Source organism: Sodalis sp. RH15 (assembly GCF_047324255.1).
Classification (GTDB): Bacteria; Pseudomonadota; Gammaproteobacteria; order Enterobacterales; family Enterobacteriaceae; genus Acerihabitans; species Acerihabitans ligni.
On sequence record NZ_CP178738.1, the window covers coordinates 1301625 to 1319508 of the forward strand.

The following is a 17884-nucleotide window of genomic DNA, read 5'->3' on the forward strand; positions in this document are numbered from 1 at the left end:
GAACATCAGCAAAGCCTGGCTGTGGGTAATTCCCCCCAGCGGGTGGTATAGGCGGGGGATAACATATCCCGGCGCATCGCCCATGAGGGGGCAATGCCTTGACCGGCGAACCAGACCCGGCCGATGCCGGTGTGGTTGATTTTATCCAGCACCGCCATCAGCTCCATACTGGCGCGCCGGGGGGGACAGGCGTCGAATAAATGCAGTTGCGCCTGGCGGGTCGGGGAAAAATCATTCAGCATTACCCCGGCCTTGGCATAGCGCGGTCCCTCTTTCCAAATCCGTTCCAGCCCGCGCATGGCGGCGGCGACTATATCCCGCGTGTCCTGGGTGGCGGTCAGCAGGTTTTCGCTGGCGCCGTTGGCATAATAAGGTTCATTGACGGCATAGGGCGAGGAGCGGACAAACACGGCTATCTGCCGGCAGTATTGTTGTTCCTGGCGTAATTTTTCCGCCGCCCGCTCCGCATAGCGGCAAACCGCCTGCCTCATATCGGCCAAGGCAGTGACGCGACCGCCGAACGAGCGGCTGCAGACAATTTGTTGCTTTACCGGCGTTTGCTCCTCCAGGGCGATACAGGATTCTCCCTGCAGTTCCCGCACCGTGCGTTCCAATACCACGCTGAAAGTCTTGCGGATAAACGAAATATTCGATTCCGCCAGCTGCAAGGCGTTATGAATCCCCACGGCATTGAGCCGGCGGGAGATGCGGCGGCCCACGCCCCAAACCTCCTCCACCGGCACCAGCGACATCAGTTTGCGCAGGCGCGCCGGGTCGTTGAGAGCCACTACCCCGCCGGTGGCCGGCCACTGTTTGGCCGCGTGATTGCACAGCTTAGCCAGGGTTTTGGTGCGGGCGATGCCTACCCCTACCGTCAGGCCGGTGTCTTGCCGGACCCTGGTTCGCACCCGATGGCCGAATTCCGTGTAGGGCATGCTGGCTTCGATGCCGCTAACGTCCATCCAGGCTTCGTCAATGGAGTAGATTTCGGTGCGCGGCGCCATGGCTTCCAGAATAGACATGACCCGGGCCGACATATCGGCATACAGCGCATAGTTGGACGAGAAAATCGCGATGCGGTGCTTGCGCAGCAATTCCCCCAGCTGAAAATAAGGCAGGCCCATTTTTATGCCAAGCTGTTTGGCTTCTCGGGAACGGGCAATGACGCAGCCGTCATTGTTGCTCAGCACCACCACCGGCAACCCTTGCAGATCCGGCCGGAATACCGTTTCGCAGGAGGCGTAGAAGCTGTTCACGTCCGCCAGGGCAAACATGGCTAGTTCCGGGTATTGTGGATGGCGTACAGCACCACGCCGAAGATTTCCAAGGCATCCGGCTGGGGATAGAGCGTCGGAAAGGCCGGATTCATCGGTTGCAGCGCCAGGCGCGGCTTAAGGCACAGCCGTTTGACGGTGAATTCGCCATCGACGGCGGCAATGACGATATCGCCATGACCGGCGGTTTCACCGCGATCCACCACCAATAAATCGCCGTCGCCGATCCCGGCTTCAATCATCGATTCGCCGCTGGCGCGGACAAAATAGGTGGCGCTGGGATGGCGGATGCAATACTCGTTCAGGTCGAGCGTTTTTTCCACATAGTCCTGCGCCGGAGAAGGAAAGCCCGCCCGGCATTGATCGGCAAACAAGGGGAGCGATAGCACCGGCAGCATGGCATGGGCGCCGGAAAAGTCTGCGATAATCTTCATTCTTTCAACTCATTTATACTGTTTATGTGTCCAGTATAAATAAATTGTTTTGTTTGAAAAGACAGGGATTGAGGAGATTCGGCGGGAAGTTAATTAGCTCTATGATTAATATAAAGATCAAAAATAAGAATATCATTGGGAATGAGCAAAAGGTTTAACGGTAATTAATTAGCTATGCTAATCATTAGTTTCGTATAGTTATTTATCAAAAGCGATGTTATTTTGGCATTGATTATTAGCCAACCTATATTAAATATGCCGGCGGCGGTTCCGCCGGTATTGTTATATTTCACCCAGAGCGCAGCGATCTTGCCTTTAATCCCCTGGGCAAAAGCACCCGGACTTTACTACTGTAATGCCAGGCAGGCGTTTTTGATGCGCGCGCAGGCTTCATGCAGGCGATCATCGTCAATGGCATAGGCGATGCGGATATAGGGCGATGCGCCGAAGGCCGACCCTTGCAGCGTGGCCACATGGGCATTCTCCACCAGATAGGCGGCGAAATCGCTGTCGCTGTCTATTGTCTTCCCTTGCGGCGTACGTTTGCCCAGCATCCCCCGGCAGTTGGCAAACACGTAAAATGCCCCCGGCGGTAATTCGGCGCCGAGTCCCGGCACCTCGGCAATCATCGACATGACCACGGCGCGCCGGGCCGCCAGCCGCCGCAGCCAGTCGGCGTGGAAAACGGCCGGTGTCGTCAGCGCCTCAACCGCCGCCGCCTGGGAGATGGAGCTGGGGTTGGAGGTACTTTGGGATTGCAATATCTGCATGGCCGAGATAAGCCAGGCCGGGCCGCCGGCATAGCCGATACGCCAGCCGGTCATGGAGTAGCCCTTCGACAGGCCGTTCACCGTCAGCGTTCTGTCTCGCAGGCGGGGTTCGATTTGCGCCAGGGTGACAAAGGGCTCGGCATCGTGGCGCATATGTTCGTAAATATCGTCGGACAGGATCATCACCTGGGGAGAATCCAGCAGCACCTTAGCCAGGGCTTGCAGCTCTTCGCGGGAATACACCGCGCCGGTGGGATTATTGGGGGAATTCAATATCAGCCAACGGGTACGGGGGGTGATGGCGGCGGCCAGGTCGGCGACCTGCAATTTCCAGCCCGATTGCTCGCTGCAGGGGACAATACGGGGCTCGCCTTCGGCCAGGGCCACCATGTCCGGGTAGGAAACCCAGTAAGGCGCCGGCACGATAACCTCATCGCCCGGTGAGATTGTTGCCAGGAAGGCATTAAAAATCAGCTGCTTGGCGCCGCATCCGGCAATGATCTCTTCCGGCTGGAAGACCAGCCCGTTTTCACGTTGGAATTTGCCGATAATGGCCCGTTTCAGCGCCTCGGTACCGGATACGGCGGTGTATTTGGTGTCGCCGCGTTCGATAGCATCGATACCCGCCTGTTTGATAGATTGGGGAGTATCGAAGTCCAGCTCACCCTCACCCAGGTTGATAATGTCGATGCCGTTTTGCTGCATGGCGCGCACGATATCGGAAATCACGGCGGTGGGGGAGGGACGTACGCGCTTCATACGCCGGGCGATAAGTTCTGCTGACATGGATGCCTCTTCAAAGTGGGATAAGAAAATTGTATTATTTGACACATATAGTTCAATTTACATTAACATGGCCGAACCGGCCTTTCCTTTGTTGATTCCCTAAAGGAACCTATCCATGACGACCCTACTGGTGGTGCACGACACGCCGGAACCCGCGCTGTACGGCCTGATGGCGGCGATCGTGGCGGCGCAGCGCCAGCTCCCCCTGCTGCATCTGGCGGCGGACTACGACACCGGACGGTTTCCCGATGCCTGCCAGCATGTGCTGCGTCACGGCGGGCTGGTGACCAGCGGGCTGCTCTGGCTTGAACGCATGACCGGCCGCTCGCCCGACGCCGCCTTAACCCCCTCCGCCTGCGCGCAGCGGGCGGCACGGGAGGATTGCGTGGTGCCCATCGGACCATCGCAGCGGGACGCTTTATCCGTCCTGATCCCGTTGCTTGAGCAGGGCGGCGTCCCGTACCGTCTCTGGCATACGGTGAACCGCCGGGGCCGCCTGGTCCTGGAAGACCGCTCCGGCGGCGCGGCCATCGAGGGCGAATGGCGACCCGATACCTTCGGCCGCTGGCATGCCACGTCGCCACCGTCCTCGCCGCCGCATTCCACCCGCGGCGCGGGAAAACTCCGCATCGCCCTTATCGGCGCAAGGCAGGATCAGGCCGCCGCCTATCCCGCCACCCTGGCGGCCCTGGGGGATGCCGCCGACGCACTGGGCATTACCCTTGACGTGCTGTTCGTCCCGCCCAAAACGCTGTCGCCGGATGATGGCCTGCTGCCGGCAACGGTGGCGGGGATACTGCTGCCCGGCGGCGCGGATATGGGCAATGTGTCCGGACAGCTGGCGGTGGCGCGTTATGCCCTGCAACAGGGCATACCCACCCTCGGGTTATGCCTGGGCATGCAGACCATGGCCACCGCCGCCCTGCAACAGCTGCCGGCATTACGGCGGGCCAACCTGCAGGAAGCCGACCCGGACGCGCCGGTGAAAACCTTTGTGCCGCTGCGGGATCCGAACCGCTATGGCGTGCATCGCTCCGGGGAGCATGACATGCGGCTGCGTACCGGCAGCCGGCTGGCGTCCATCCTGGCGACAGATAACCGGCTGCGCTATAACCACCGCTATCAGCTCAATCCCGATCTGCTGGAGATGCTTCCCCGCTGCGGCCTGACGGTGAGCGCCACCGATAGCGCCGGCGCCATCGCCGACGGCATCGAACTGGCCGACCATCCGTTTTATCTCGGCGTACAGGGACATCCCGAACTGACCTCCGCCCCGGCGGCGGCACACCCGCTTATCATGGCCTGGCTGAAACAGGCCGCCTTGTCGGGGCGTTGATATATCCGCCCGTTTCTGCCGGCGCCGCACCGTACTCCAGACGTCATGCCTCGCGGGCGGACATGGCATATGCCCGCCCGCGATTTCAGTTTTTCAAAACCACGCCGCTGCGGCTGTCCGCCGCCAGCCTGGTTAATTCTTCCTTAAGCTGGGCTATCACCGGTTCGGCCACGTCTATCAGCGGCGAACGCACATGTCCGCCGTCGAAACCGCGCAGGTTCATGGCGGCCTTGACCAATTGCGGCTGGCCGAAACGGCGCGCCAGACCCCGGTAGCCGTACCACAGACGATGCAAATCCCGCGCGGTATGGGCATCTCCCCGTTCCAGCGCCCGATAGGCCGCCAGGATAAGCTCCGGCAGCGCGCCGCTGTTGGTACTGCTGATGCCGTCGAATCCGCACATCATCGGCCCCAGGAAGGCCAGATCAGAGGCGCAAAACAGCCGCAGGCGTCCCGACAGGCGATTAGCCAACTGGTCGATAACGGTGGGATTCAGGTCGCCCTGTTTGATCCCCACCACCTGCGGAATGTCCGCCAGCTGTTCCAGCAGGGCCGGCGCCAGGGTGATGCCGATGCCCGGCGCGTTATACACCAGGATGCCGGTGCGGGATAAGGGCGCCATCTGTTTGAAAAAGCTGACGATCTGCTCGTCGGTGACCTCTGAAACAAACGGCGGCGTCACCATCGGCAGGCCGCCGAGATCCCCCGCCAGGGCCGTCAGCTCCTTCACCGCCCGGGGATCGGAACCGGCGCTGCACAGCATGACCGGTACCCGGTCATTCACCAAATCCATCACCCGGCGGAAGATAGCGGCCCGTTCGGCCACCGTGAGCGTAGGGAATTCCCCATAGGTGCCGCCGATAAGAATGCCGTCATACCCCAGGGTAATGACGCGCTCCACGTTGCGGCAGAGTCCGTCAAAATCAATCTCGCCGTCGGCGGTGAAGGGCGTAACGGTAATATTAAAAATGCCCTTCAGGCGTTCGCGGCTTTCGACCAAATCTTTCATTGCAATTTCCTTTGATAAAATGGGGGTGGCAGGCCACCCCCGGCGATTATGACCCTAACTGATAGAGCGGACGCTCGGTTGAACCCAGTACCCGGTAGCCGGTTTCGGTGACGACAATGGTTTCGCTGACGCCGACGGTAAATTCCCCGTAAACCCGCAGCGCCGGCGGGATATGGAACGTCATGCCCGGCCGCAGTTCGGTGGTGATGCCGCTATAGAGGCTCAGGATCGCCCCTTCGCCCCAGTCCGGCGCAAAGGCGATGCCGATGGAATAGCCGGTGCGTTTTTTGAAGTTTTCGGTATAGCCGGCGCGGTCAATCACCCGCTGGCAGGCGATATGCGGGGTTTCGCAGGTAGCGCCGGGACGGATGGCGTCCAGGGCGGCCTGCAAGGCTTCCTGGCAGGTCTTCTCCATATCCAGCGCGACGGCGGGCGGGGTGCCCAGCCAGGCGGAACGCATCAGCGCGGCATGATAGCGATCGTGGGTGGCGGACATTTCCAGAAATACCGCATCCCCCGCGGCGATGCGGCGGCGGCGCCAGGTACCGTGCGGCACGCCGCTGCGCGGTCCGGTGGAGACCAGCGGTTCCATGCCGACATATTCCGAGCCGGCGGCGATGGCCTGTCCCATCATGGCGGCCACCAGGTCGTTCTCGGTGGCGCCGGCGGCAATGGCATCGCGGCCCGCTTTCATGCCGGCATCCACATAGCGCGCGGCCAGCGCCATTTTTTCGATTTCCGCCGGCGACTTCACCGCCCGCAGCTGTTCGACGATGCCCGCCGCGTCATGGATAACCCCCAGTTTTTCCTGCAAGGCCTCATAGACGCTGATGGGCAGGAACCAGCCCCGTTTATCGATACCGATGCGGCTATCGAGCCATCCCCGTCCGCGCAGCACCTCCAGCAGGAAATTCACCGGATTATCCCCGTCCTGGTAGATGGCGGCGTCGCTGATAAAGGTATTGGAGATAAAATTGAAATATTCCAGCTGCCGGATAACAAACACCGGCTCGCCGTCAACCGGCAGGACCATGGCCTGGAAAGTGTAATACCCCGGCGTCTGCTGGCCGGTGAGGTAGAAAATATTCTCCGGTCCGGTGATGATCATCAGGTCCAGACCGGCATCGGTCAGCAGCCGGCGCGCCCGCTGTACCCGGCCACGGTACTCTTCCGGGGCGAAAGCGGATTGACTGCCCTGGACAATATTACCCACGTTTTGCATTAGTTAAACTCCTGAATAAACACAGCCCGGCCCGCATCAAAATGAATACCCAGACCGGTGGAATAAGAACAGCTGACCTGGCCCCGGCCGTAGATCACCCCGCTGACCGGATCGTCGATAATGCCGTCGGCGCCATAGAGTTCGGCAAAGCGGGGCTGGGTGAGGTAAGCCACCTGAAGCGCCGCGGCGGTGGCGGCGGCGCCTTCGTTCATTTGGCCAATCATAAAGGGGATGCCGGCGTCCCGCAGCCGCCGGGCGGCCCGCACCGTCGGGGCGATGCCGCCGAGCTTCACCAGCTTCAGATGGGCCCAAACCTTGCCCTGAAGGGCAATGACCCGGTCGACGTCGGCCTCGCAGCTGACGCTTTCATCCAGCATCCAGGGGATGGGACTGTGCTCCGCCAGCCGGGGGATTTCATCCGGCCACTGGGGCCCGATGGGCTGCTCCACATAGCTCAGGCCGAAAGGCGCCAAGGCTCGCAGACGTTCAGCGGCTTGTTCGGGCGTCCACTGGCCGTTGGCATCGGCGGCCAGATGGATGCGATCGCCGAAACGGTCACGCAGCGTCGCCAGACGCTGGATATCCTGCTCCGGCGTGCCGATGGCGATGCGGACTTTGAGCTGGGTGAAGCCCCGCGCCACATAGGCCTCGGCCTGCTGCAAAAAGACCTCCGGCGTGCTCCAGAACAGGGTTTGGTTGGTGGCGGAAGACACGGGAAACGCCTCCGGCGCGCCTAATAGTCCGGCCACGCTGGTACCCGCTTGGGCGGCGGCCATATCATGCAGCGCCAGATCCAGCAGCATGCGGGTCGGCGCCAGGTAAGGGGATAGCGTCGATTCCGAATGCTCCAGCAGCGTGGCGGCGGGCAACGACCAGTCTTGGCCGGCGAGGGCCCGGCGCACATCCGCCATGACCTGTTCGGCGGTAAAACCGTTGAGGTAGGCGATATTCAGCCTGACTTCCCCGATGCCCCTGCCGTGGCCGTCGTCCAGTACCAGATAGAGCGACTCAAGGGCGGGGATGCTGCCGGAAGAGGCGGTATGCAGCTGCAGTCCCCGATAGTGCAGATCGGCGCGATAAAGAGCGGCTTTCACTTGGCGTTCTCCGCGGGCAGCATAGCGCAGGCCACCTGCTGATAAATCCGGCCGGCATTGATAAATTCATCCAACGGCACGAACTCGTCGGGTTTATGCGCTACCGCCAGCGAGCCCGGCCCGATGACGATGCCCTTGGTGCCGAGGCTGCGAAAATGCACCAGATCGCAGCCGCCCTGAAAACCGAAGGGCCCCGGCTCAGACTGGCCATGGGCACGGCAGGCCGCCAGGCCGGCCTGAACAATGGCTTCATCGGCGGCGGTTTCGGTGGCGCCGCCGGTGGTGGGCTGGTACCGCAAGACGCCGGCCCGCACGCCGAAACGTTCGCGAGCCACCGTCAGCAGGTGTTCCAGCTCCTGTTTCACCACCTCTTCATCCTCGCCGGGCACCATGCGGCGATCCAGCAGGATGTCGCAGGCGCCGGGCAGGACATTATCGGCATGGCCGCCCTGGATACGGGTAACCGTCAGGCTGGCGGATCCCACCAGCGGATGGCAGCGGCATTTCACCTCGGTATGATGCTGCTCTTCGATCAAGCCCAGCAACTGCCCGGCGCGGAAGATCGCATTCTCTCCCAGATCCGGCGTGCCGGAGTGGGCGGTGACGCCTTCCACCCGCACCCAGGGCCGCAGGCTGCCTTTATGGGCTGAGAAGGTGGCGTTGGAGGTGGGTTCGCCAATCACCGCAAAGTCGATGGCCGGCGGATTGTTGCGGACATAAAATTTCGCCCCTTCGCTGGCCGCCTCTTCATCAGCCACAAATACCCCCATCAGCGTGCCGGACCACTTGTGGCGATGGGCGGCCATCTGACGCATCGCCTCCAGCATGGCCACCAGCGGACCCTTGGCGTCGCAGGAGCCGCGCCCGTACAGGCGGCCCTCCCGTTCCGTCAGCGTAAAGGGATCCGTGGACCAGCCTTCACCGGCCGGCACCACATCGATGTGGGTATTGAAGGCAAAGCAGGGACCCTCGCCATTGTTGAGCACGGCGATAACGTTGGTGCGGCCGGGCTGATACTCGCTGTAGCTCAGATCAAAACCGGCATCCGCCAGCAAACCGGCGATAAGCTCCGCCGCTTCCCGTTCGCGGCCGGGAGGATTTTCGGTATTGACCGCCACCAGGGCGGCAAGATCCTGTTTCATGCGAGCGATATCGGGCTCGGCGCAAATCATGGTCTTCTCCAAAATGACACCCTTCTTAATGTAAAATCTGATCGAGAAAGCGCTGGGCGCGCTCGCTGACATCCCCACCGAAGAAATCCCGGCCGGTGGCGTTTTCAATGATTTCACCGCGCTCCATAAACACGATGCGGTTAGCGGCCCGTTTGGCGAATCCCATCTCATGGGTAACCACCACGCTGGTCATGCCTTCGGCGCTCAGATCGGTCATGACATCCAGCACTTCGCGGATCATTTCCGGATCCAGGGCCGAGGTGGGCTCGTCATACAGCATCAGCTTGGGCTTCATCGCCAGGGCGCGGGCAATGGCCACCCGCTGCTGCTGTCCGCCGGACAGCTCATCGGGAAAGGCATCGGCTTTATCGGGAATACGCACCTTGCCCAGCAGTTCCAACGCGATGTCGTGGGCATCGGCCCGGCTCATGCCCAACACCGTCATCGGGGCGAGCATGATGTTCTCCGCCGCCGACAGGTGAGAAAACAGCTCATAGTTTTGAAATACCATACCGATCTCCTGCCGGATCCGGTGCGGCACCACCTCGGCGGCGGTGATTTCCTGGTTACCGAAAAATATGGCGCCCCCGTCCACCGGCTCCAGCAGATTCACGCAGCGCAGCAGGGTGGATTTACCTGAGCCAGAGGGCCCGATGAGCACCACCGTTTCCCCTTTATGTACGTTAATCGAGCAATTTTTAAGAATGTGGTTACGGCCGAAAAACTTGTCGATGCCGATAATTTCCAGCATGGGTTTAGCGGTAGTTAAAGGATTTACAGTTATTGGTTCCATAAGGGCTCCTTAGCGTGGGGCCGGCTGGCGGGCGGCGCGGATCAGCCGATCCGTAAGCGAACCCGCGGGCTTGCGGCGTTTTTTCGGATCAAGCGCACGCTCCAGCCACGCCTGGAACACCATAAACAGGCTGGTGAGCACCAGATAATAAATACCCGCCGCGCACAGGGCCTCAAAATAGCGGAAGCTGGCGCTGGCGGTCTGGTTGGCCACCAGCAGCAGTTCCTGTACCGCAATCACCGAGACCAGGGCGCTGGATTTCAACATGCTGATCATCTGGTTGCCCATAGGCGGCAGCACGATGCGCGCCGCCTGGGGCAGTACCACCTTGCGCATGATCTGGCCGCCGGTCATGCCCAGCGCCATGCCGGCGGTGCGCTGGCCGCTTCTCACCGCCTGCAGACCGGAGCGCAGAATCTCGGCCATATAGGCGCCTTCATTCAGGGATAGCGCGAGCACCGCGCAGGTAAAGGCGGAGAAGCGCAGTCCGAATGTCGGCAGTACGTTGTAGACAAAGATTATCTGGAATAGCACCGGCGTACCGCGAAACAGCCAAAGATAGACAAAGGCCAGCGCCGGGCCGGCTCTGAAACGCGACTCCTGCAGCAACGCCAGAATAAGTCCCATCACGACGCCGAAAAACAGCGAACACAGGGTCAGCAGCAGGGTCATTACCGCGCCCTGGAAGAATGCCGGTGAACACAAATATTGCCAGACAAGATCAATGGACATACCTTTTCCTCATAACGCGTTGCCCCGGGTCTTTAAAAGATTGATACGGAAGCGGGAAATTTCCATTTATCAATTAATTGCTTATAGGTTCCGTCCGCTACCACCGCCTTCAGGCCGGTTTCCAGGGTTTGCTTCATGGCGGCATCGCCTTTGCGCACCGCAAAGCCGATATGGGTGTCGGATTCAAACTCCGGACCGGTGGTCTCGAATACATCGCCTTTTTCGCTCAGCAGCGCCACCGCGCCGGGGGTGGAAACGAACTCGGCGTCGGCCCTGCCCTGGGCGACGGATACGGCGGAATCGGTGGCGGCGGGGAAGGTCATGACGTTAATCTCCTTCAGACCGGCGGCCAGGCAGTTCTTGTTATCCGCCCGCGCCTGGCTCTCTTCGATGCCCCCCAGGGTGACGGCAACATTTTTGCCGCACAAGGAATGGTCGCGTCCGGTTATCTTGGCCGGATTACCTTTACGCACCACAACCCGGCCGCCGATTTTCAGATAGGGCACGAAATCAACCTGCTCCGCACGGGCGGGATTGATGTACATGGCCGAATTGATGAGATCGATGCGCTTGCCTTGCAGCGCAGGAATCAACCCCTTAAACTCCATAGAAAGCGGCGCGGGCGTCAAAGACAGTTTCTTCGCCAGCGCATTGATCAAATCGATATCGAATCCAGTGATGGTATTGTCTTTAGTGAATTCAAACGGCATAAAGGTCGCGGCGGTGCCGTAGGTCATGCGGCCTTTTTCTACCCATTCAGGCTCCGCCGCCCGGCTGAAGAACGATACGCTCAGGCAGGTGACAACCAATGACATCAGGGCATAACGGCGTAATGGGGCTTTCTTGGTCATAACGGGCTCCGGTTTTCAAATGATTGGATTGCTCTTTGTGAGTCAATTAATACAATTATGAAGATAGTTAACTGCTCTGTTTTGGTGCGCTTTCCGCACCAGATTAGGGCAGTATTCAGGTCTATTCTTGTCTGTTCGCCGACCGCAATATTGTATATTATAAGTCAATAAATACATTAATCAGGGCGTTTATCCCATGGAGCAGCGTTCTACGGCTACCAGCCGGCGGTTGGCGAATCAAATCCTTGACCTGATATGTGAAGCAAGATTCGAGCCAGGTCATCATTTACGGGAACAACAGTTGGCCGATACCATCGGCGTATCGCGCACGCCGGTGCGTGCCGGTCTGAATTTACTCACCGGCCTGGGCATTCTGGAAGCGCGCCGCAACCAGGGGTTTTTTCTGGTAAAACCCTATGACGAACTGCAACGGATTAAAATCGACGTGCCTTCCAGCACCGATCAGGAGCTTTACGAACAGTTGGTGAAAGATCGTATCGCCGGCATTTTACCCGAATCCTTGACCCAGACCGACATTGCCCAACGCTACGATGCCGATCGGGGAGTATTGTCCCGGGCTTTGCTGCGCCTGGCGGAGGACGGCCTTATCGCACGCAACCAGGGCCATGGCTGGCGTTTTCAGCCTACGCTCAACACCGATGTGGCTTTGCGCAACGGCTACGGTTTCCGACTGATGATCGAACCCGCCAATTTGCTGACGCCGGGGTTCAAGGCGGATAAACGCGCCCTGAAACGGCTGCGTTTGCAACACCTGTTCCTGATTTCCCACCCCGATATCACTCAGGTGGAGAGCCGCCAGATCTTTGAAACCGATGCCAGCTTCCACGAACTGCTGGCGGAATGCAGCGGCAATTTTTTTGTCCTGCAGGCTATCCAGCAGCAAAACCGTCTGCGCCGGCTGCTGGAGTTCGGCAGCTATACCAACCGGCAGCGGGTGAGGGAGTGGTGTGAAGAGCATGTGTCCATTATGGACGCGATACGCGATGGCGAAATGGCCCAGGCGGCGGAGAAAATGCGCCATCACCTGCAGTCCGCTTACGACATGGTGGCGGATAAAGTCAGTAAAAAAAATACCTAGCTTGCCAAGAAAGAGAGAAGAATATGAATTTCGCGATAAATGACAAAGTGGCGCTGGTTACCGGGGCCGGCGGAGGTCTCGGACGCGCCATCGCGCTGGCGCTGGCGGCTGAGGGGGCTGCCGTGGCGGTAACCGGCCGCACGGCGGCCACCATAGAGGAAACCGTAGCGCTTATTGAGCAGGCCGGCGGTCGGGCGCGGCGCTATATCCTGGATCTGGCCCGGCCGGAGACGTTTGACGGCGTGCTGGCGGAGATCCGCCGGGATCTCGGCCCCATCGGTATTCTGGTGAACAATTCCGGCGGACCGCCCCCCGGCAAAGCCAGCGGCGTCGAGCCGCGGGTCTGGCAGGAGCAGTTTAACGCCATGGTGGCGTCGCTGATTCAACTGACCGATAAAGTGCTGCCGGATATGCGCCAGGCGGGATGGGGCCGGATTGTGACCAGCACGTCTTCCGGCGTCGTGGCGCCTATTGCCAATCTGGCGATATCCAACAGCCTGCGGATGGCGCTGATCGGCTGGTCAAAAACCCTGGCCGGTGAAGTGGCGCGCGAGGGCATTACCGCCAACGTTATTGTCCCGGGCCGTATCGCCACCGCCCGTGTCAGCCAGCTGGATGCCGCCCGCGCCGGGCGCGAGAATATCAGTCAGCAGCAGGTAAAGGCCAATAGCCTGGCGACGATTCCGGCGGGCCGTTACGGCGAGCCGGAAGAGTATGGCTCGGCGGTGGCGTTTCTCGCCAGCCGGCAGGCTTCCTACATCACCGGATCCGTACTGCGCGTAGACGGCGGCATGATCCCCGCCTGCTAAGGATTGGATCATCTCCTGGTGCCGGAATGCGGCGGCAAATCCCCTGGGATATGCCGCGGTTTAAGATATTGAGACTATCGTGCGGATAAGCTGGGCGCTGTCCGGTGCCATTTGTCCTTGAATCAATGACGGGAAGGGTGCGCGGATAACCTGTGCATTTTCACGAGGTCATTCAGGATGAAAACGGTACTGCCCACGGATGGGTATTCATCGGCAAGCGAATTCATGTCAGCCCTGCAGGGCACCCAGGGCGATGCCTTTTGGCTGCTCAAATCGCAGGGCCATTGGCACGGCGGCCTCCATCTTTTCGACAGCTTCGTCCCCGGGGCAATTTACCGTCCCGACGGCCCGGCCGGTCACGGCCTGAAAAGCATGACCGACGGCCATATCGTGGCCTACCGGCTCAACGACGATTACCGCGCCGCCGCCCACAACAAACGCGCCCTGAAATTCAGCACGACGTTTATTCTGGTGAAATCCACCTGCGTGCCCGATAAGGCCAGACCGGCGCACGGGCTGGATTTTTATACCCTGTGGATGCAGTTGGCGCCGCTGTCGGTGTACGGCGCGAGCGACACCGTCATCGGCGAGGTGGCCGCCACGGCGCTTAAGGTCCGCCGGGACAATCCCGCGCCGGGCTGGGTGCGGCAGGGACTGCCCGGCGGCGACGGGGCGCAGGCGCGGACCTGTTACGATGTGCAAAACCGTTACCCGGCCCCGCGGGATACCTACACGCAGTTGCCTCGGCTCAGCACGGTGGAAATCCTGGAGGAGGCGACCTTTCTGCTGGACCGCCGGGCCGTGCCGTTTGTGTACGTGCGGGTCATGTCCGTGCCCGAAGGGGTATCCGCCGGGCTGGCGGTGGGAGAGAGCGGCTGGATATCGGGGCAGGAGAAGTATCTTAAACGCCGGGGCGGCGCCGGCGCGCTTCCCCGCTGGATGAAAGCGGCCCGGAAAAAAGGCGTATTCAACGAGGTGGTCGCCCTGGCCGGCGACAACGTGCTGCCGGTCAGCGCCGGCGAGATTATCGGCCACCTCGGCTATCTGGAATCGCCCCACAGCGCCCCGCATCATTTCTGCCATCTTGAGGTGTTCAGCCAGGACAGCCGGCTGCCGGATTTTGTGGCCAACCGGGCCGGGGTTACCGCCGGGGAGCCCTTTATTCATTCCCCCCGTGGCAAGCCGCGCTATTTCCACCGGGAGCGGGATAATACCTTTGTGGCGTCCGTCATCGGCGACGACCCGGTACTTACCGGCGAAGAACGCTTCACTCCACGAAGCAAAACCCGCTGGCAGAAGTCCGGGGATAACGCGTGGTATGAGATTCCGGCGGAGAGGTCCTGGCTGGCCGAGAGCGACGTGACCGTAGTCAATCAGTTTGACCTGGCAAAGCGCGGATTTATCCTGCTGGAGCAGGATGAGCCGCCGCGGACCGTGCGACAAACGCCCCGAGAGGGCTGGCTGCGGCAGGGATTTCAGCGGCTCGCCGAGCTGGCGCAACAGAACACCCGCGATATGTATTCGTTAACCTACATCGAGGGCTACCAGCGGCTGCTCAAGGAGATGGAGTTCGAAAGCGATGGGGAAAAATTCAGTAAAAGACTGTGGCAGTTTCTGCACAACCGGCAATCACATATTCTCAAGCAGGTTCAGCGTCTTATTGTCAAGCACCACAGCGAATGGCTGCATGACGGAATGTCGGCGCTGTGGCGGGCAGCGCTGGATGAGCAGGGCAAACATCAGCCGGCCCTGGCGCTTTACAACCGGCAGTTTATAGATGCGCTGGTATGGATGAAGGACGTGCCGGAGATACGCAGCAGCGAGGCGCTGTGGCATTTGCATCCGGTGACGTTTTTGGAGGCGATATCTACGAAAAATGCTGGCCCGATTACGCTTGAAATGCTGCGTAAAATTTGGACAGATTCAAAATACGCCAGTGATGAAACCTTGCAGGGAGTTGCGGATGAATTAAATGCTAATTTGGAACGCTGTCATCTGAATACAAAAAACCGACTATATCATTTTATGGCGCAAGTTTATCAGGAGGTGGGGTTTAGATTTCGGATTATTGAATCATTGGATTATCCTCCCGAAGGGCTTATAGTTCAATTCAAGTATTATAGAAATCACCGACATGAAGCAACTGAAGATGGCAGAAATTCGGCGCATCCAGCCCAACAAGAAACAATAGCAAATAAGGCCTATGGTGGAAGAGGTGGTAATGACAATATCGGTGATGGTTGGCGATATAGAGGGAGAGGAATGAAGCAATTGACCTTCAAAGATAACTATAAGATGTTTACCGATTATCATACAAGCAAATGGGGTGAGGTGGTTGACTTTGTTATGAATCCTGAAATTTTATCAAATATAAAATATACGGTACGTTCTGCTCTTGCTTATTGGGATAAAAATCATCTTTATCTTATTGCTGATAGAGGAATTAATTGGGAGGCATCATGTGAAATCAGTAAAGTTATCAATAAATATACTGACTCTAAAAAAGCGAGATATAATAATTTAACTCAATTTGTCAATGGGAATGTTTTTGATTTCTAAGCGTTAACCGAAAGTATTTTTTATTCCAATTCTAAGATATTATCTTTAACTGTGTTTATAATACAATATATTGTCGCGATATTTTTTTGATTTTTTTCAACATTAATATAATAACTTTGTTTATTCTCTTCAATTCTATCCGCTTGAAAAACCACATAGTAGACATATTCTTTGTTTTTGAATCCAATTGAATTCGTAGTATAACGACCTTCTGCATTTTCGAAATCTTTTATCACATTTTTTGTTGTTGTGACTATTTTCAAGCTTGGATGATTTAATTGTTTACCAAATTTGTATTCAAGGATCTCTCCATTTTTGATTACTGATATATGCTGGTTATTATCGGTTTTGCAACTAAATATTAATTCGTCCTTTCCAGCTTGTGCAGAAAAAATGATGAAATAAAATATTAAAGAATAAAAAAAATTAATTTTCATGAGGGTGCCTATTAATTTTAATGCTATGCATTTCTATAAAAACAATATCCTGAGTCTGATAGACTTGATCTAGATAGCCTTTGAATAAAAGAGATTTGAATGATTTCATATCAGTTTTGGATGAAAAATGTTGTTGTAAATATTAAGGGTAATAAAATTTATCTGAATAGGATAACTTTAAACCTTATGAGGCTTCAAGTAAGATTTTGCAAAAGTCCAATTACATCAACCTGTCCGATTTGGACTTTCTGGTTTGAGACTTGTCAACTCTGCTCGGTGAGTTTGTTCACTTGCCTGTATATCCCCCGACTCACCTTAGCGATCAGAGCGAGCACAGTCATACCCTTTATCCGCTTTGCCGTTGCCACGGCATAGGGCTATTATCCCTATAATCTACCCTAACAGGACAAGAGTCATGACTGCTATTGCCATTCCCTCAGTAATGCAAGCGATTGATATCAAACAGCCCGGCGGACCGGAGCAATTAGTGGCTATTGAAATGCCGGTTCCCCGGCCGGATGCGGGTTATTTGCTGGTGAGAGTGGCGGCGGCGGGGGTCAACCGTCCCGATGTGATGCAACGGGCGGGATCATATCCGCCCCCTCCTGGCGCCTCCCTGATTCCCGGACTGGAAATCGCCGGTGAAGTGGTGGCCGTGGGCCCGGATGTCAGCCGTTTTGCGGTGGGAGATAAGGTCTGCGCCCTGATTGCCGGCGGCGGTTACGCCGAATATTGCGTCGTCCATGAAACCAACGCGCTCCCTATCCCACGCGGCTTCTCTTTATTGCAGGCGGCGGCGCTGCCGGAGACATTTTTTACCGTCTGGGCCAACCTGTTCCAGCGCGGGAAACTCCAGGCCGGCGAAATCCTGCTGGTGCATGGCGGGACCTCCGGTATCGGTACGGTTTCCATCATGCTGGCAAAAGCGTTCGGCGCCACGGTCCTGACCACCGTGGGGTCGGAGGAAAAATGCGCGGCGGCCATTAAGCTTGGCGCCGACAGCGCCATTAATTACCGCACCCATGATTTTGTCGCCGAAACGAAACGGCTGACCGGCGGGCACGGCGCGGATGTGATTGTGGATTTGGTCGCCGGCGATTATGTGGCGAGAAACTATGCCGCCGCGGCGGTGGAAGGACGTATTTTGCAAATCGGTATACAGCACGGTCCGGCCAGGGAACTCAATTTGATGCCGTTGTTATCCAAACGTTTGACCCACACCGGCACCACGTTACGTCCAAGGTCAATTGAGGAAAAAGCGGCCATTGCCGCTGATTTGCTGGAGAAAGTCTGGCCGTTGCTGGCGGATGGCCGTTTGCAGCCGCTAATCGATAGCACTTTTCCTTTATACCGGGCCTGCGATGCCCATACCACGATGGAGGCCAGCACGCATATCGGCAAGATAATGCTGGTGACGCCGGGTTACGCCGACCTGTTGGTCTGAAAGGAAATAGCCGGATTTTAGACAGACGTGCCCGCATCGGGCACGTTGTCTGTCTTGTCAATC

General features: G+C 58.1%; 16 protein-coding genes. 5 read left to right on the forward strand and 11 right to left on the reverse strand.

What is annotated here, in order from left to right; translation table 11 throughout:
• Positions 1–5: 5 nt before the first annotated feature.
• The 3 genes from umuC to ACL2XO_RS06190 all read right to left on the reverse strand — a co-directional run bounded on the left by umuC (position 6) and on the right by ACL2XO_RS06190 (position 3264).
• Positions 6–1274, reverse strand: coding sequence for a translesion error-prone DNA polymerase V subunit UmuC (umuC, locus tag ACL2XO_RS06180; protein WP_413726658.1), 1269 nt, complete (start codon positions 1272–1274; stop codon positions 6–8).
• Between the two features lie 2 nt (positions 1275–1276).
• Positions 1277–1708, reverse strand: a complete 432-nt coding sequence (gene umuD / locus ACL2XO_RS06185) for a translesion error-prone DNA polymerase V autoproteolytic subunit (protein WP_203522713.1) — start codon at positions 1706–1708, stop codon at positions 1277–1279.
• 347 nt (positions 1709–2055) lie between these two features.
• Complete coding sequence (locus tag ACL2XO_RS06190; protein ID WP_413726659.1) at positions 2056–3264, reverse strand: pyridoxal phosphate-dependent aminotransferase; 1209 nt, start codon at positions 3262–3264, stop codon at positions 2056–2058.
• A 115-nt stretch (positions 3265–3379) separates the two neighbouring features.
• On the opposite strand from ACL2XO_RS06190, the gene ACL2XO_RS06195 reads away from it, so the two are divergent.
• A complete protein-coding gene (locus ACL2XO_RS06195; protein WP_413742398.1) occupies positions 3380–4600 on the forward strand; it encodes a glutamine amidotransferase-related protein in 1221 nt (406 codons plus the stop codon).
• A gap of 85 nt (positions 4601–4685) precedes the next feature.
• Here the strand turns inward: ACL2XO_RS06195 and ACL2XO_RS06200 are convergent, their stop codons facing one another.
• From ACL2XO_RS06200 to ACL2XO_RS06230, 7 genes are read right to left on the reverse strand one after another with little or no spacing between them, the layout of a single operon-like run.
• Positions 4686–5609 (reverse strand): dihydrodipicolinate synthase family protein, encoded by a 924-nt coding sequence (locus tag ACL2XO_RS06200; protein WP_413742399.1) that lies wholly within the window; start codon positions 5607–5609, stop codon positions 4686–4688.
• 46 nt (positions 5610–5655) lie between these two features.
• The gene (locus ACL2XO_RS06205; protein WP_132923291.1) at positions 5656–6831 is read right to left on the reverse strand and encodes a M24 family metallopeptidase; all 1176 of its coding nucleotides are present in this window, start codon (positions 6829–6831) and stop codon (positions 5656–5658) included.
• Entirely contained in the window at positions 6831–7925 is a 1095-nt protein-coding gene (locus ACL2XO_RS06210) for a mandelate racemase/muconate lactonizing enzyme family protein (protein ID WP_413742400.1), read from the reverse strand. Before ACL2XO_RS06210 ends, ACL2XO_RS06205 begins: the two co-directional genes overlap by 1 nt.
• On the reverse strand, positions 7922–9097 hold the full coding sequence (locus ACL2XO_RS06215; RefSeq protein ID WP_413743041.1) for a M20 family metallopeptidase: 1176 nt from the start codon (positions 9095–9097) through the stop codon (positions 7922–7924). Before ACL2XO_RS06215 ends, ACL2XO_RS06210 begins: the two co-directional genes overlap by 4 nt.
• Before the next feature lie 25 nt (positions 9098–9122).
• On the reverse strand, positions 9123–9890 hold the full coding sequence (locus tag ACL2XO_RS06220; protein WP_132923289.1) for an amino acid ABC transporter ATP-binding protein: 768 nt from the start codon (positions 9888–9890) through the stop codon (positions 9123–9125).
• A gap of 9 nt (positions 9891–9899) precedes the next feature.
• Positions 9900–10622, reverse strand: a complete 723-nt coding sequence (locus ACL2XO_RS06225) for an amino acid ABC transporter permease (protein ID WP_132923288.1) — start codon at positions 10620–10622, stop codon at positions 9900–9902.
• Between the two features lie 32 nt (positions 10623–10654).
• Complete coding sequence (locus tag ACL2XO_RS06230) at positions 10655–11473, reverse strand: ABC transporter substrate-binding protein (RefSeq protein WP_132923287.1); 819 nt, start codon at positions 11471–11473, stop codon at positions 10655–10657.
• A 196-nt stretch (positions 11474–11669) separates the two neighbouring features.
• On the opposite strand from ACL2XO_RS06230, the gene ACL2XO_RS06235 reads away from it, so the two are divergent.
• The 3 genes from ACL2XO_RS06235 (at position 11670) to ACL2XO_RS06245 (ending at position 15940) form a co-directional block, all read left to right on the forward strand.
• The gene (locus ACL2XO_RS06235) at positions 11670–12572 is read left to right on the forward strand and encodes a GntR family transcriptional regulator (protein WP_413742401.1); all 903 of its coding nucleotides are present in this window, start codon (positions 11670–11672) and stop codon (positions 12570–12572) included.
• Positions 12573–12595: 23 nt separating this feature from the next.
• Complete coding sequence (locus tag ACL2XO_RS06240) at positions 12596–13381, forward strand: SDR family oxidoreductase (RefSeq protein WP_132923285.1); 786 nt, start codon at positions 12596–12598, stop codon at positions 13379–13381.
• Positions 13382–13558: 177 nt separating this feature from the next.
• Complete coding sequence (locus ACL2XO_RS06245; RefSeq protein WP_413742402.1) at positions 13559–15940, forward strand: glycoside hydrolase family 19 protein; 2382 nt, start codon at positions 13559–13561, stop codon at positions 15938–15940.
• A 20-nt stretch (positions 15941–15960) separates the two neighbouring features.
• Here the strand turns inward: ACL2XO_RS06245 and ACL2XO_RS06250 are convergent, their stop codons facing one another.
• Positions 15961–16377 (reverse strand): hypothetical protein, encoded by a 417-nt coding sequence (locus tag ACL2XO_RS06250; RefSeq protein WP_413742403.1) that lies wholly within the window; start codon positions 16375–16377, stop codon positions 15961–15963.
• Positions 16378–16792: 415 nt separating this feature from the next.
• Here ACL2XO_RS06250 and ACL2XO_RS06255 point away from each other — a divergent pair, with 415 nt between their 5' ends.
• Positions 16793–17821 carry an NAD(P)H-quinone oxidoreductase gene (locus ACL2XO_RS06255; RefSeq protein ID WP_413742404.1) on the forward strand — a complete coding sequence of 343 codons (1029 nt, stop codon included), beginning with the start codon at positions 16793–16795 and terminating at the stop codon, positions 17819–17821.
• Positions 17822–17884: the final 63 nt, after the last annotated feature.

Coding starts and splice junctions, on each gene's coding strand:
- umuC (WP_413726658.1), bottom strand. CDS start 1,274: ATGTTTGCCCTGGCGGACGTGAACAGCTTCTACGCCTCCTGCGAAACG.
- umuD (WP_203522713.1), bottom strand. CDS start 1,708: ATGAAGATTATCGCAGACTTTTCCGGCGCCCATGCCATGCTGCCGGTG.
- ACL2XO_RS06190 (WP_413726659.1), bottom strand. CDS start 3,264: ATGTCAGCAGAACTTATCGCCCGGCGTATGAAGCGCGTACGTCCCTCC.
- ACL2XO_RS06195 (WP_413742398.1), top strand. CDS start 3,380: ATGACGACCCTACTGGTGGTGCACGACACGCCGGAACCCGCGCTGTAC.
- ACL2XO_RS06200 (WP_413742399.1), bottom strand. CDS start 5,609: ATGAAAGATTTGGTCGAAAGCCGCGAACGCCTGAAGGGCATTTTTAAT.
- ACL2XO_RS06205 (WP_132923291.1), bottom strand. CDS start 6,831: ATGCAAAACGTGGGTAATATTGTCCAGGGCAGTCAATCCGCTTTCGCC.
- ACL2XO_RS06215 (WP_413743041.1), bottom strand. CDS start 9,097: ATGATTTGCGCCGAGCCCGATATCGCTCGCATGAAACAGGATCTTGCC.
- ACL2XO_RS06220 (WP_132923289.1), bottom strand. CDS start 9,890: ATGGAACCAATAACTGTAAATCCTTTAACTACCGCTAAACCCATGCTG.
- ACL2XO_RS06225 (WP_132923288.1), bottom strand. CDS start 10,622: ATGTCCATTGATCTTGTCTGGCAATATTTGTGTTCACCGGCATTCTTC.
- ACL2XO_RS06230 (WP_132923287.1), bottom strand. CDS start 11,473: ATGACCAAGAAAGCCCCATTACGCCGTTATGCCCTGATGTCATTGGTT.
- ACL2XO_RS06235 (WP_413742401.1), top strand. CDS start 11,670: ATGGAGCAGCGTTCTACGGCTACCAGCCGGCGGTTGGCGAATCAAATC.
- ACL2XO_RS06240 (WP_132923285.1), top strand. CDS start 12,596: ATGAATTTCGCGATAAATGACAAAGTGGCGCTGGTTACCGGGGCCGGC.
- ACL2XO_RS06245 (WP_413742402.1), top strand. CDS start 13,559: ATGAAAACGGTACTGCCCACGGATGGGTATTCATCGGCAAGCGAATTC.
- ACL2XO_RS06250 (WP_413742403.1), bottom strand. CDS start 16,377: ATGAAAATTAATTTTTTTTATTCTTTAATATTTTATTTCATCATTTTT.
- ACL2XO_RS06255 (WP_413742404.1), top strand. CDS start 16,793: ATGACTGCTATTGCCATTCCCTCAGTAATGCAAGCGATTGATATCAAA.